The sequence below is a fragment of the Streptomyces sp. 3330 genome, from assembly GCF_031456635.1.
GTDB lineage: Bacteria > Actinomycetota > Actinomycetes > Streptomycetales > Streptomycetaceae > Streptomyces.
The window spans coordinates 96,743-109,825 of the sequence record NZ_JAVDVA010000004.1; the positions used below are offsets into that span (position 1 = coordinate 96,743).

A 13,083-nucleotide genomic window follows, 5' to 3' on the forward strand; every position below is an offset into this window, starting at 1 on the left:
CACGGGGGGATGCACATGGCACGTATGCCGTCGGCGCAACGGCGTCGGCAGCTGACCGAGGCGGCGATCAGAGCGATGGCCCGGGACGGCGTCCCCAGGACGACCACCCGGTCCATCGCCGCCGAGGCCGGGGTGTCCCTGAGCGTCTTCCACTACTGCTTCGACTCCAAGCAGGCCCTCGTCGAGTCCGTCATCACGACGCTCACCGACCACTCGGTGAGCGTCGTGAAGGACGCGCTGCGGCCGCGGGCCACCCTCGAGGAGACCGTCCGGGCCGGCTTCCAGGCGTACTGGGACCACGTCCGCGCCCACCCCGACGAGCACATGCTGACCTACGAGCTCACCCAGTACGCCCTGCGCGAGCCGGGACTGGGACAACTGGCCCGTCGGCAGTACGAGTTGTACGGCGCCGCCTACACCGAGCTCATCGAGCAGCTCCGCGGCGGCAGGGATCTCCGGCTGCGCGTCCCGGTCCCCGTCCTGGCCCGCTATCTGGCCGCCATGACCGACGGCCTGACCCTCAACTACCTCGTGCTCGGGGACGACACGGCGTGGACCGACATCCTCGACACGGTCACCGCCCACATCGCGGGCCTGGTCATGGCCGACGCGCCCGCTACAGGGTCCGGGCGATGAGCAGGGCGACGTCGTCGTGGTCGTCGGGGTGGCGCAGGCCGTAGAGCAGCAGGTCGCAGATCTCCTCGAGGGGACGGCCGGGCTCGTCCAGGAAGCCGAGCAGGACGGCCAGCCGGTCGTCGATGGAGTGCAGGCGGGTCTCCACGAGGCCGTCCGTGTACAGGACGAGCAGATCGCCCGGGGGGAGTTCGACCGTGGTGGTCTCGAACGGGACGCCGCCGACGCCGAGCGGGGCTCCGGCGGGCAGCTCCAGCAGCTTCGGATCGTGTCCCGGACCGGCCAGCGCGGGCGGCATGTGGCCCGCGTTGGCGATGCGGCACTGCCCGGTGCGCGGGTCGTACACCGCGTACAGGCAGGTCACGATGTAGTGCTCCAGATCGCAGGTGATCTTGTCCAGGTGCCTCAGCACGTCACCGGGCTCCAGGTCGAGGTCCGCGTAGGCGCAGGTCGCGGTGCGCAGCCGGCCCATGGTGGCGGCGGCGTCGATGCCGTTGCCCATCACGTCCCCGACGACGAGCGCGGTCTTGTCGTCGGTCAGCGGGATGACGTCGTACCAGTCGCCGCCGACCTCGCTGGTCGCCTGGGCGGGCTGGTAGCGGGAGGCCAGTTCCAGACCGGTGTGATGCGGCGGGTGGTCGGGCAGCAGACTGCGCTGGAGGGTGAGGGCGGTGTTGCGCACGCTCTGGAACCAGCGCGCGTTGTCGATGGCCACGGCGGCGCGGCCGGCCAGTTCACCGGCCAGGATGACGTCGTCCTCGTCGAACGGCAGCGGGTTGCGGGTGCGTTTGAGGTCGAGGGCGCCGAGCACCTCGCCGTGGGCGATCAGGGGCACCGCGAGATACGAGTGGACCCCGGCCCGGGCCAGCAGCGCGCCGGCCTCGGCGTCCCGGGCGATCCGGGGGATGTCCTGCTCGCCGACGTGCCGCACCAGCACCGGTCGGCCGGTGTGCACGCACAGGGTGACCAGGCGGTCGCCCTCGTAGGCCGCGACGTCGCCCGGCGAGTCGGCGGCGCGCAGCGCCACCGTGGGGTGGGCCGCCTTCAGCGCGAGGGCGCGGAAGAGCTCCGGACCGTTGTCCGGCCGCCGTGAGCGGCGGCAGGCCAGGGCGGCGTCCAGGATGTCCACGGCGACCACGTCGGCGAGCTGGGGGACGGCGATGTCGGCCAGCTCGCGTGCGGTCCGGTCCACCTCCAGCGAGGTGCCGACCCGGGTGGAGGCCTCGGCGATGAGCGCGAGGCGCCGCCGGGCCCGGTCGGCCTCCGCGGCGGCGCGGTGCCGTTCGGTGACGTCGACGACCGATGCGGCCGCGCCCAGCACCCGCCCGCCCGGGTCCTCCAGGCGGTAGAAGGACAGGGACCAGGCGTGTTCGTGGTCGGGGTCGGTCGGCGGGCGGCCCACGTGGTACTGGTCGAGCAGCGGTGTGCCGGTCGTGAGCACCTGCCGCAGGGCGGACTCGATGGTGTCGATGTCGGGAAGGAGCATCGCCTCCCTGAGCCGGCGGCCGACATGGTCCTCGGCGGGGATGCCGTCGATGCGTTCGAGCGCCGGGTTGACCAGCAGGTAGCACAGATCCGGGTCCAGCAGGGCCAGACCGATCGGCGACTGGTTGATCAGCCGCTCGCACAGCGCCAGATCGGTCTCGACGCGCTGGAGCAGATTGTGGTCGGCGGCGATGCCCAGCGCGTAGACGTCCCCGAGGTCGTCCTGCAGCCGCATGTTGCGGAACTCCATCAGGCGGCTGCTGCCGTCCTTGTGCCGGACGGGGAAGGCGCCGGCCCAGCTCCGGCCGGTCTCCAGCACGTCCGCGAACAGCCGCACCACGGACTGGAGGTGCTCGGGGTGGATCAGCAGCCGCGCGGCGTACTTGCCGAGGGCCTCCTGCGCGGTGTAGCCGAAGAGATCCTCCGCCTGGGGGGTCCAGAACACGATGCGGCCGTCGATGTCGACGACCATCGCGGACACGCTCAGCACGTCCAGCAGACCGGTGGGCGCGGACGTGTCGGGGCCGTACCCGTCACCGCCCGACCGCATGGGTTCGGCTGTCATCGCGGAGCCTCCTCCTGTACCTCCATGCTGCCCCCGGTTCGGCGAGTCCGAAAACCGGGGGACCGCGGAGCCGGCCGGCGGCGCCGTGCGCATCGGGCGGACAAGCAGGACCATGGTCGTGTAAAGGACGGAACCCATGGATTCTGCGCGAGAAGCTTTCGACGCCCCGACGCCCGCGGGACCGCGCGACCTCCTCGACGCGTCCACCGACGCGGCGGCGATCGTGTCCGCGGACGGCGCCGTGGCCGGCTGGACGCGCGGTGCGGAGGCGCTGCTCGGCCGGCCCGCGGCGGAGGTCGTCGGCCGCTCGGCCGCCGAGCTGGTGGCGATGGACCGGGACCCGGCGCGGGTCGCCGGCGTCGCGGCGCGCTGCCGGGCCGGGATGGGATGGAGCGGTGTCATCTCCGTACGGCACCGCGACGGCCGTCTCCTCGACGTCGACCTGCGGGTGTCCGCCTCCTTTCGGATCGGCGACGACGAGTGCTTCCTGCTCTCGGCGCGCAAGCGGACCCAGCAGTGGACGGTGGGCCAGTCCGTCCTCGACGGCTTCCTGACCCGGTCCCCGGTCGGAATGGCCGTGATGGACCTCCAGCTGCGCTATGTGTGGCTGAACGACACGCTGGAACGCTTCGGCGGGGTGCCCCGCGAACAGCGCCTGGGACGCCGGCTGAGCGACCTGCTGCCCGGACTCCAGGCGGTCGCCCTCGAAGGGCTGATGAGCAAGGTGCTGGAGACCGGGGTCCCGGTCACCGACTACGAGTACCTGGGCTGGAGCTGGGCCGACCCGCACCGCCGGCACGCCTACTCCACGTCGTTCTTTCCGCTGGTGGGCGACGACGGCTCCGCCACCGGCGTCTGCTACATGGTCCAGGACGTCACCGAGCGGTGGAACGCCCGCCGGCTGCTGTCGCTGGTCAACGAGGCCGGGACCCGCGTCGGCACCACCCTGGACGTCATGCGCACGGCCCAGGAGCTCGCCGACTTCGCCGTGCCCGGCTTCGCGGACTTCGTCATCGTCGATCTGCTGGAACCGGTGCTCAGCACCGAGGGACACGGCACCTGGCTGACCGACGCGGGACCGGCGCCCGTACGGCCGGTCATGCGCCGCGCCGGGATGTGCTCGGTGCGCGAGGGCTGCCCGGAGGCCGTGGCACGCATCGGGGACCGGGTGGACTTCCTGCCCCCGCCGCACGACGCCGGACTGCTCATCGACGGCGAGCCGATCCTCATCCCCGTGCTCGACCCCTCCGACGATCTGTGGACCACCGAACAGCCCGAGCGGGCGGCGAGCATCCGCGAGTTCGGCCTGCACTCGCTCATCTCCGTGCCGATGCGGGCCCGGAACACCGCCCTGGGCCTCACCACCTTCGTCCGGTCCCTCAACCCCGTCCCGTTCCGGTCCGACGACGTCCTGGTGGCCCGGGAACTGGTGGCGCGGGCGGCGCTCTGCGTCGACAACGCCCGCCGCTACACCCGGGAACACACGGCGGCGGTCACCCTGCAACGCAGTCTGCTGCCGCACGCCCTGGCGGGCGGAACGGCCCTCGAACTGGCCTCCTCCTACCTGCCCGCGGACCCGACGGACGGGGTGGGCGGCGACTGGTTCGACGTGATCCCCCTGTCCGGGGCCCGGGTGGGTCTCGTCGTCGGCGACGTCGTGGGGCACGGCATCGCCGCCGCCGCGACCATGGGACGGCTGCGCACCGCCGTGCAGACCCTCGCCGACATGGACATGCCCCCCGACGAGCTGCTGGCCCACCTCGACGACCTCGTGCTCCGGCTCAGCGTGGAGCGGGCCGACGACACGGCCGCCGCCCAGCAGAGCGCCACCGCCTTCCTGGGGGCGACCTGCCTGTACGCCGTCTACGACCCGGTCACCCGACGGTGCACCATGGCCCGGGCCGGGCACCCGCCGCCCGTCGTGGTCGCCCCCGACGGGCGGGTGTCGTTCCCCGAGCCGCCGCCCGGGCCTCCGCTGGGGCTCGGCGGGATGGCGTTCGAAGCCACCGAGATCGAGCTCGCCGAGAACAGCCTGATCGGCCTCTACACCAACGGCCTCGTGGAGGGGGCCGACCGGGACATCGAGCAGGGCATGTTCCGGCTCGGCGAGTTGCTGGCCCGGTCCGACGCCGACCTGGCGTCCCTGTGCACCTCGGCGGTGCGACAGCTCGTGCCGGTGCCCCAGCCCGACGACATCGCCCTGCTCCTGGCGCGCACGCACGCCCTCAGGGCCGACCACGTCGTCTCCTGGGACGTGCCCGTGGACCCGGCCGCCGTCGCCGACATCCGGGCCCGGGCCACCCGGCAGGTGGAGGCCTGGGGGCTGGGCGACCTGGCCATGACGTCCGAGCTCATCGTGAGCGAGCTGGTCACCAACGCCGTGCGCTACGCCACACCGCCCATACGGCTGAGGCTGCTTCTCGACGCGCGCCTGACCTGCGAGGTCTCCGACGCCAGCAGCACGGCCCCACGGCTGCGGCATGCCCGGATCACGGACGAGGGAGGCCGCGGCCTCTTCCTGGTGGCGCAGCTCGCCCACCGGTGGGGCGCCCGGTACACGGCCGACGGCAAGATCATCTGGGCCGAGCAGGAACTCCCCTGACCCGGTCCGCCCCCCTGCGGACCCCGCGCTCCGGCCGACGGCCGTAAGAGCCGCGTCAAAGGCGTGGGCGCCCTCGTTAGGGACGCGTCAACGACGGTCGTTTCCGGCCACGGACGGTGTTCCCTCGATCTGTCCGTACCTCTTCCGAACCTCTCCAAGGAGTTCGCGATGGCCGATCTGGCCTTCGTCGTCATCACGCTCGCGGTCTTCGCGCTGGTGGCCCTCGTCGCCAAGGGGGTGAGCGAGCTGTGACCGCCGAGAACATCGTCGGCCTCGTCGTGGCCGTCTCCCTGCTGGGCTATCTGGTCCTCGCCCTGATCTTCCCGGAGAGGTTCTGAGCGGCCATGGGTCCCGTCCTCGCCGGCGTACTCCAACTGCTGGCCCTCATAGCGGCGCTGGCGCTCGCCTACGTCCCCCTCGGCAACCACATGGCCAGGGTCTACTCCTGCGACCGGCACTGGCGCGTCGAGAAGTGGATCTACAAGGGCATCGGCGCCGACCCGGACACCGGGATGCGCTGGCCCGCCTATCTGCGGGGCGTGCTGGCCTTCTCGGCCGTCGGCGTCCTCTTCCTGTATCTGCTCCAGCGGCTCCAGGGCCGTCTGCCCGGCTCGCTGGGCTTCCGGTCGATCGACCCGGACCAGGCGTTCAACACCGCCGCGTCCTTCGTCACGAACACCAACTGGCAGTCCTACTACGGCGAGCAGGCCATGGGCCACGTCGTGCAGACGGCCGGTCTCGCGGTGCAGAACTTCGTCTCCGCGGCGGTCGGCATCGCCGTCGCCATGGCTCTCGTACAGGGGTTCGCCCGCTCCCGCACCGGTGAGCTGGGCAACTTCTGGTCCGACCTCGTGCGCGGGACCGTCCGGATCCTGCTGCCGCTCGCCGCCGTCGCCGCGGTCGTCCTGGTCGCGTGCGGCGCCATCCAGAACTTCTCCGGCATCCACGAGGTCGGCCAGTTCTTCGGCGGCTCGCAGCAGTGGAACGGCGGTGCGGTCGCCTCCCAGGAGGCCATCAAGGAGCTGGGCACCAACGGCGGCGGCTACTTCAACGCCAACTCCGCCCACCCCTTCGAGAACCCGACCCCGTTCACGAACCTCTTCGAGATCTTCCTGCTGCTGGTGATCCCGCTCGCGCTGACCCGCACCTTCGGCATCATGGTCGGCTCCGTCAGGCAGGGCTACGCGATCCTCGCGACCATGGGCGTCATCTGGGTCGGCTTCGTCGCCCTGATGATGTGGACCGAGTTCGCCCATCACGGTCCGGCGCTCCAGATCGCCGGGGGCGCTCTGGAGGGCAAGGAGGTCCGCTTCGGGGTCGGCTCCTCGTCCGTCTTCGCGGTGTCGACGACGCTGACCTCGACCGGCGCTGTGGACTCCTTCCACTCCTCCTTCACCGGCCTCGGCGGCGGCATCACCCTGCTCGGCATGATGCTGGGCGAGATCGCGCCCGGCGGCACCGGCTCCGGCCTCTACGGGATGCTGATCATGGCGGTCATCGCGGTGTTCATCGCCGGCCTCATGGTCGGCCGGACCCCCGAGTACCTGGGCAAGAAGATCGGCACCCGCGAGATCAAGCTGGCGGCCTGCTACCTCCTCGTCACCCCGGCGCTGGTGCTCGTCCTGACCGCCGCGGCGATGGCCCTGCCCACCCCGGGCCACTCCATGACCAACTCCGGCGCGCACGGCTTCTCCGAGATCCTCTACGCCTACACCTCGGCGTCCAACAACAACGGCTCGGCCTTCGCCGGTCTGAACGCGGACACCCAGTGGTTCAACAGCACCCTGGGCCTGGCGATGCTCCTCGGCCGCTTCCTGCCGATGGTGTTCGTGCTGGCGCTCGCCGGCTCGCTCGCCGAGCAGCGGCCGGTCCCGCGGACGGCGGGCACCCTGCGCACCGAAAAGCCTTTGTTCACCGGCCTGTTGGTGGGAGCGATCCTGATCATCACCGGCCTGACCTACTTCCCGGCGCTCGCGCTGGGACCGCTCGCCGAAGGGCTGGCGTCATGACGATCCACGCGACGAAGCAAGAGGACGCGATGTCCACAGCAGCCCCGACGAGGGCGCCGCACCAGGACGTGCCGACCGGTCACCAGGGCCGGGGCCGGGTCGGCGCGGGCCTGTTCGACCCCGGGCAGCTGATCAGGTCGCTGCCGGACGCCTTCCGCAAGCTCGACCCGCGGGTGATGGTCAAGTCGCCCGTGATGTTCGTCGTGTGGATCGGCTCGCTGCTCACCACCGTCTTCTCCGTCAAGGACCCGGGCGACTGGTTCGGCTGGACCGTCAGCGCCTGGCTGTGGCTGACCGTGCTCTTCGCCAACCTGGCGGAAGCGGTGGCCGAGGGCCGCGGCAAGGCGCAGGCCGACACCCTGCGCAGGGCCAAGACCGGCACCGTGGCCCGACGGCTCGCCGGGGACACCGAGGAACGGGTCCCGGGCGCCGCGTTGCGGATCGGCGACCTCGTCGTGTGCGAGACCGGTGACGTCGTCCCGGGTGACGGTGACGTCGTCGAGGGCGTCGCGAGCGTCGACGAGTCGGCGATCACCGGCGAGTCGGCGCCCGTCATCCGCGAGTCGGGCGGGGACCGCAGCGCCGTCACCGGCGGCACGAAGGTCCTGTCCGACCGGATCGTCGTCAGGATCACGACGAAGCCGGGCGAGACCTTCATCGACCGCATGATCGGCCTGGTCGAGGGCGCGGCGCGGCAGAAGACGCCGAACGAGATCGCGCTGAACATCCTGCTGGCCTCGCTCACGATCGCCTTCCTGCTGGCGGTGGCCACGCTGCCGCCCTTCGCGGACTACGCGGGCACCCGTCTGACGATGGTCGTGCTGGTGGCGCTGCTGGTCTGCCTCATCCCCACCACGATCGGCGCGCTGCTGTCGGCGATCGGTATCGCGGGCATGGACCGGCTGGTGCAGCGCAATGTGCTGGCCATGTCGGGGCGTGCGGTCGAGGCCGCGGGAGACGTCTCCACCCTGCTGCTCGACAAGACCGGCACCATCACGCTCGGCAACCGTCAGGCGTCGGAGTTCGTGCCGGTGCGCGGCGCCACCGCGGCCGAACTCGCCGACGCGGCCCAGCTGTCGTCCCTGGCCGACGAGACGCCGGAGGGCCGCTCCGTGGTCGTCCTGGCGAAGGAGCGGTACGGGCTGAGGGAGCGCCACCAGGGCGAGGTGGCCGGCGCCGAGTGGATCGCCTTCACCGCCCGGACCCGGATGTCGGGCGTGGACGTCCGCGGGCGCAGGATCCGCAAGGGCGCGGCCGGTTCTATCGCCGCCTGGGTCCGGGAGCGGGGCGGCGAGGTGCCGGAGGACGTGGGCGCGCTCACCGACCGGATCTCCGCGGAGGGCGGGACCCCGCTGCTGGTGGCTGCCGAGGACGCCCACGGAGCACGGGTGCTGGGCGTCGTCCATCTCAAGGACGTCGTCAAGGACGGGATGCGTGAGCGGTTCGACGAGCTGCGCCGGATGGGCATCAGGACCGTCATGATCACGGGTGACAACCCGCTGACGGCGAAGGCGATCGCCGAGGAGGCCGGTGTCGACGACTTCCTCGCCGAGGCCACTCCCGAGGACAAGATGGCGCTCATCAAGCGGGAGCAGGCGGGCGGCAAGCTCGTCGCGATGACCGGTGACGGCACCAACGACGCACCCGCGCTGGCCCAGGCGGATGTCGGGGTGGCGATGAACACCGGCACGTCGGCCGCGAAGGAGGCCGGCAACATGGTCGACCTCGACTCGAACCCGACCAAGCTCATCGAGATCGTCGAGATCGGCAAGCAACTCCTCATCACCCGGGGTGCGTTGACGACGTTCTCGATCGCCAACGACGTCGCGAAGTACTTCGCGATCATCCCGGCGCTGTTCGCGGCGGTCTACCCGGGTCTGGACCGGCTCAACATCATGGGTCTGAGCTCCCCGGACTCCGCGATCCTGTCCGCCGTCGTCTTCAACGCGCTGATCATCATCGCGCTGGTGCCGCTGTCCCTGCGGGGCGTGCGGTACCGGCCGGTGAGCGCGGACAAGCTGCTCCGCCGCAACCTGACGGTCTACGGCCTCGGCGGCCTGGTCGCGCCCTTCGTCGGCATCAAGCTCATCGACCTGCTCATCTCCCTCATCCCCGGGATCGGCTGAACGCCATGAACAACTCCCTCACCAACACCGCCCGGCTGCTCGGCGCGGGCCTGCGCGCCCTGCTCGTGCTGACCCTGGTGACCGGTGTCCTCTATCCGCTGGCCGTCACCGGCGTCGCCCAGGGGCTGTTCGGCGACAAGGCGAACGGCTCCGAGATCGAGGCGGACAGCAGGGTCGTCGGCTCCTCGCTCATCGGCCAGGCCTACGACCTGCCGCTGAAGAAGGGCCAGGAGACCCCGGAGCCGGACCTGAAGTGGTTCCAGGGCCGCCCGCGGAACGGTCTCGGCGCCAACAGCGTCAACACCCGGTACAGGCTCCTGCTGTCCGGCGCCACCAACCGGTCCGCGGACGACAGGGAACTGATCGCCTGGGTGACCGCCGCGAAGGCGGCCGTCGTCAAGGACAACTCGACGGCCGGCTACAAGGTCAGCCCCTCGGACGTGCCCGCCGACGCGGTCACCTCCTCCGGATCCGGCCTCGACCCGGACATCTCCCCGCAGTACGCGGACCTCCAGGCGCACCGCGTCGCCGAGCGCAACGGCCTGTCCGTCGACCGGGTCCGGAGGCTGGTCGACGAGCACACCGACGGCCGCACCCTCGGCTTCATCGGCGAGCCCCGGGTCAACGTCCTGGAGCTGAACATCGCGCTGAAGGACCTCGTGGCCGAAGGCTGACGGCGCCGCGCGCGGCGCGGGGGAGCCGGCGGATCCAGGTGTGGACCGGGTCCGCCGGCTCCGGCCGTCGCGAGGGGCGGCCCGCCGCGAGGCGCCGTCGCCTCGCGGGCGGGTCAGGAGAGCCAGTCGGTGTAGCGGGTAGGGGCGATGCGGGCGCCGGCCGGGGCGGTGAGGACGTCGCCGTCGACCGCGGCGAACATGCCGGCGCTTCCGTCGGTGACCACGGTCCGCGGGTCACCCTTGGCGGCGAGGGTGAGCCGGCCGAGTTCGTCGAGGGGGTAGCGGTCGGGGCCCGCGATGTCGAGGACGCCGTTCAGCGGTGTGCCCGCGGCCGTCTCGGCGACGAACCGGGCCACGTCCGCGGCGGCGATCGGCTGGACGGGGGTGGCGGGCAGGCGGACGGTGTCGCCGTCGGCGGTCCAGGACAGCACCGCGTCCATGAACTCCATGAACTGCGTGGCGCGCACGATGGAGTAGGGGACGGCCCCGGCCTTGAGGATGTCCTCCTGGAGCACTTTGGCCCGGTAGTAGTCCAGTGCGGGAACCCGGTCCACGCCGACGATGGAGAGGATGACGAAGTGGCCGACCCCGGCCTTCTCGCTGGCGGCGAGGAGGTTGTCCATCGAGGTCCGGAAGAAGGCGAGCGAGGCCTCGTCGAAGGTCGGCGAGTTCGACAGGTTCAGGACGACGTCCGCGCCCGCGAGCGCCGCCTCGACGCCCTGGCCGGTGATGAGGTCCACTCCCGTGGACGGGGAGTGCGGGACGGCCGTGTGTCCGGCGCCGTTGAGGTTCTCCACGACCTGCGACCCGATCAGCCCGGTGCCGCCGATGACTGCGAACTTCATGTTCTGCCCTTCCCTCGATGACCGTGGCCGTTATGCGAAGCCTGTGACGTATGCGGCTCATGTAACCACCGCCGTCATGGCGTCGCCGTGCCCGCGCATTAACTCGGACACCTTCTATCCGGGATCATACTCGGACATCAGATGTCCGCGTCAATGGCGCGCAGGTAGGGTGAGGGCGTGAAGATGTCCGGTGGCGTGGAGTGGGCTCTGCACTGCTGCGTCGTGCTGACCTCGGTGGCGGAGCCGGTCCCCGCGGCGCGCCTCGCGCAGCTGCACGACGTCCCGCCCAGCTATCTCGCCAAGCAGCTCCAGGCCCTGTCGCGTGCGGGGCTCGTGCAGGCGGTCCAGGGGAAGTCGGGCGGCTACGTCCTGACCCGGTCGCCCGCGTTGATCACGGTGCTCGACGTCGTCGAGGCGATCGACGGGCCGGGCCCGGCGTTCGTCTGCACGGAGATCCGCCGACGCGGCCCGATGGCGAGTCCGCCCGAGGCCTGCACCGCGCCGTGCGCGATCTCCCGCGCCATGGCCTCCGCCGAGTCCGCGTGGCGCGCGTCCCTCGGGTCCGTCACCATCGCCGACCTGGCCGGCGACGTCGAGTCCGACTACGGCAGCGGCGCCCTCGCCGGTATCGGCGCCTGGCTGATCCCGGCCGACTCCTGAGACCGGAGCGGCCGGCGACCCGCCTGCCGGACGTACGGGAGCGTCACCGCGCGGTGAGGGGCGCCCGCCGGCGGCCGGCCAGGCCCAGTCCGATCGCCCCGGCGGTTCCGGCGAGGGCGAGTACGCCCAGTGCTCCCGCCAGGCTGCCGACGGCCGAGGTCAGCGCCAGGACCACGAGGGGGCAGACGAACTGGCCGATGAAGAAGGAGCCCGTCCACAGTCCGGTGCCGCGGCCGCGGTCGGCGTAGTCGAGCCTGGACAGGGCGAGGGTCAGCAGGCTCGGCAGCATGATGCCGCCGCCGAAGCAGTTGATCATGGCGCCGACGGTCAGCACGACGGGGCCGGGAGCGAGCCAGATCACGGCGAAGCCGAGCGCGCACAGGGCGAAGACGGCGGGCAGCCAGGCCTCCGGGGCGCGGCCGAGCCGGGTGAAGACGACCGCGCCGATCACGGTCGCGATGCTGGAGGCGGCGATGGCGAGCCCGATCACGCCGGGGTCGGTCACGCCCATGTCGTCGAGGAGGAAGGCCATCTCCACCTGGACCGCGTAGAACAGGACGGCGCCGAAGACGCTCAGCGCGCACGTCCCGGCCAGCGGCCGCCAGGGGAACGACCGCCCGGCGGGCTCCGGGAGGGCGCCGGGGGAGGGGGCGGCGGTCGGGTCGGCGGGCACGCCGGGGGAGGGGACGGTGGTGGTGCCGGAGGGCCGGGGCAGGAAGGCCGCCATGGCGGGGGCGAGGAGCAGGCTGACGGCGTAGGCCCAGAACGGCGTGCGCCAGCCGGCCGACCCCGCCGCGCCGCCGAGGACGAAGAAGGCCGTCGCGGAGATCGAGGCGCACATCGTCTGCAGGGCCAGGTAGCGGTCCCGCTGCCGGCCGGAGTAGTAGTCGCCGATCAGTGTGGTGCAGCAGGTCATGATGGCGGCTTCGACGACGCCGACGAGGGCGCGGCTCGCGACGATGGCGCCCAGGGAGTCGAGCCACAGCGGGGCGGTGCCGACGACGGCGTAGAGCACGGTGGCGATCACGAGGAGACGTTTGCGGCCGAGCCGGTCGACGGCGACGCCGGCGAAGGGCGCCAGCAGTGCCAGGGAGAGTGCCGGGATCGTCAGGGCCATCGGGACCAGCGCCTCGGCGCCGGGTGTGCCGGCGAAGTGGTCCCGCATCCGCGGCAGCACGGGGGCGATGAGCACGGCGCCCAGGATGGGCAGACAGCTGCCGGCCATCAGCAGGGTGATGCGGAGCCGGTGGCCGGCTCCGGACACGGGCTGCTCGGACGGCGCGGCCGCGGCGGCGGCGAGCGGCGGGGACGGGAGCGGGGGCACGGGTGCGGGCATGCGGGAACTCCACCTGGCGTGTCGGGAGGGGGACGGGGGTGCGGCGCGGCCGTCTCGGGGCGGCCGCCCCGAGCGAGCCGCGGATCCGGAGCGCTCGGCGGAGCGGAGTGCGGTGGCACCGGTGATCGCCGTCGCGTCGCGAAGCCCC

Annotated in this window: 11 protein-coding genes; 8 read left to right on the forward strand and 3 right to left on the reverse strand. The window is 72.0% G+C overall.

Features of this window, described 5'->3' with window-relative positions:
• The first annotated feature begins 15 nt into the window (after positions 1–15).
• Positions 16–636, forward strand: a complete 621-nt coding sequence (locus J2X68_RS08535; protein ID WP_310431849.1) for a TetR/AcrR family transcriptional regulator — start codon at positions 16–18, stop codon at positions 634–636.
• Here the strand turns inward: J2X68_RS08535 and J2X68_RS08540 are convergent.
• Positions 617–2,683, reverse strand: coding sequence for a SpoIIE family protein phosphatase (locus J2X68_RS08540; RefSeq protein ID WP_310431850.1), 2,067 nt, complete (start codon positions 2,681–2,683; stop codon positions 617–619). The genes J2X68_RS08535 and J2X68_RS08540 overlap by 20 nt on opposite strands.
• Before the next feature lie 136 nt (positions 2,684–2,819).
• On the opposite strand from J2X68_RS08540, the gene J2X68_RS08545 reads away from it, so the two are divergent.
• From J2X68_RS08545 to J2X68_RS08570, 6 genes are all read left to right on the forward strand, one after another.
• Entirely contained in the window at positions 2,820–5,285 is a 2,466-nt protein-coding gene (locus J2X68_RS08545; protein WP_310431851.1) for a SpoIIE family protein phosphatase, read from the forward strand.
• A 63-nt stretch (positions 5,286–5,348) separates the two neighbouring features.
• A complete protein-coding gene (locus J2X68_RS08550) occupies positions 5,349–5,537 on the forward strand; it encodes a hypothetical protein (RefSeq protein WP_310431852.1) in 189 nt (62 codons plus the stop codon).
• Entirely contained in the window at positions 5,534–5,623 is a 90-nt protein-coding gene (gene kdpF / locus J2X68_RS08555) for a K(+)-transporting ATPase subunit F (protein WP_037722934.1), read from the forward strand. The genes J2X68_RS08550 and kdpF overlap by 4 nt, the downstream gene beginning before the upstream one ends.
• Before the next feature lie 6 nt (positions 5,624–5,629).
• Positions 5,630–7,294 carry a potassium-transporting ATPase subunit KdpA gene (gene kdpA / locus J2X68_RS08560; RefSeq protein WP_310431853.1) on the forward strand — a complete coding sequence of 555 codons (1,665 nt, stop codon included), beginning with the start codon at positions 5,630–5,632 and terminating at the stop codon, positions 7,292–7,294.
• 29 nt (positions 7,295–7,323) lie between these two features.
• Positions 7,324–9,420, forward strand: coding sequence for a potassium-transporting ATPase subunit KdpB (gene kdpB, locus J2X68_RS08565; protein ID WP_310432133.1), 2,097 nt, complete (start codon positions 7,324–7,326; stop codon positions 9,418–9,420).
• Between the two features lie 5 nt (positions 9,421–9,425).
• Positions 9,426–10,094, forward strand: coding sequence for a potassium-transporting ATPase subunit C (locus J2X68_RS08570; RefSeq protein ID WP_310431854.1), 669 nt, complete (start codon positions 9,426–9,428; stop codon positions 10,092–10,094).
• Positions 10,095–10,207: 113 nt separating this feature from the next.
• On the opposite strand, the gene J2X68_RS08575 is transcribed toward J2X68_RS08570, so the two are convergent.
• A complete protein-coding gene (locus J2X68_RS08575) occupies positions 10,208–10,939 on the reverse strand; it encodes an NAD(P)H-binding protein (protein WP_310431855.1) in 732 nt (243 codons plus the stop codon).
• 183 nt (positions 10,940–11,122) lie between these two features.
• Between J2X68_RS08575 and J2X68_RS08580 the strand changes: the two genes are divergently transcribed.
• A complete protein-coding gene (locus J2X68_RS08580; protein ID WP_310432134.1) occupies positions 11,123–11,599 on the forward strand; it encodes an Rrf2 family transcriptional regulator in 477 nt (158 codons plus the stop codon).
• Between the two features lie 43 nt (positions 11,600–11,642).
• Here J2X68_RS08580 and J2X68_RS08585 read toward each other — a convergent pair whose 3' ends face one another.
• A complete protein-coding gene (locus J2X68_RS08585) occupies positions 11,643–12,935 on the reverse strand; it encodes an MFS transporter (protein ID WP_310431856.1) in 1,293 nt (430 codons plus the stop codon).
• Positions 12,936–13,083: the final 148 nt, after the last annotated feature.

Bases quoted from the DNA above. Each gene is read 5' to 3' on its own strand.
- J2X68_RS08535 (WP_310431849.1), top strand. From the start codon at position 16: ATGGCACGTATGCCGTCGGCGCAACGGCGTCGGCAGCTGACCGAGGCG.
- J2X68_RS08540 (WP_310431850.1), bottom strand. From the start codon at position 2,683: ATGACAGCCGAACCCATGCGGTCGGGCGGTGACGGGTACGGCCCCGAC.
- J2X68_RS08545 (WP_310431851.1), top strand. From the start codon at position 2,820: ATGGATTCTGCGCGAGAAGCTTTCGACGCCCCGACGCCCGCGGGACCG.
- kdpA (WP_310431853.1), top strand. From the start codon at position 5,630: ATGGGTCCCGTCCTCGCCGGCGTACTCCAACTGCTGGCCCTCATAGCG.
- kdpB (WP_310432133.1), top strand. From the start codon at position 7,324: ATGTCCACAGCAGCCCCGACGAGGGCGCCGCACCAGGACGTGCCGACC.
- J2X68_RS08570 (WP_310431854.1), top strand. From the start codon at position 9,426: ATGAACAACTCCCTCACCAACACCGCCCGGCTGCTCGGCGCGGGCCTG.
- J2X68_RS08575 (WP_310431855.1), bottom strand. From the start codon at position 10,939: ATGAAGTTCGCAGTCATCGGCGGCACCGGGCTGATCGGGTCGCAGGTC.
- J2X68_RS08580 (WP_310432134.1), top strand. From the start codon at position 11,123: ATGTCCGGTGGCGTGGAGTGGGCTCTGCACTGCTGCGTCGTGCTGACC.
- J2X68_RS08585 (WP_310431856.1), bottom strand. From the start codon at position 12,935: ATGCCCGCACCCGTGCCCCCGCTCCCGTCCCCGCCGCTCGCCGCCGCC.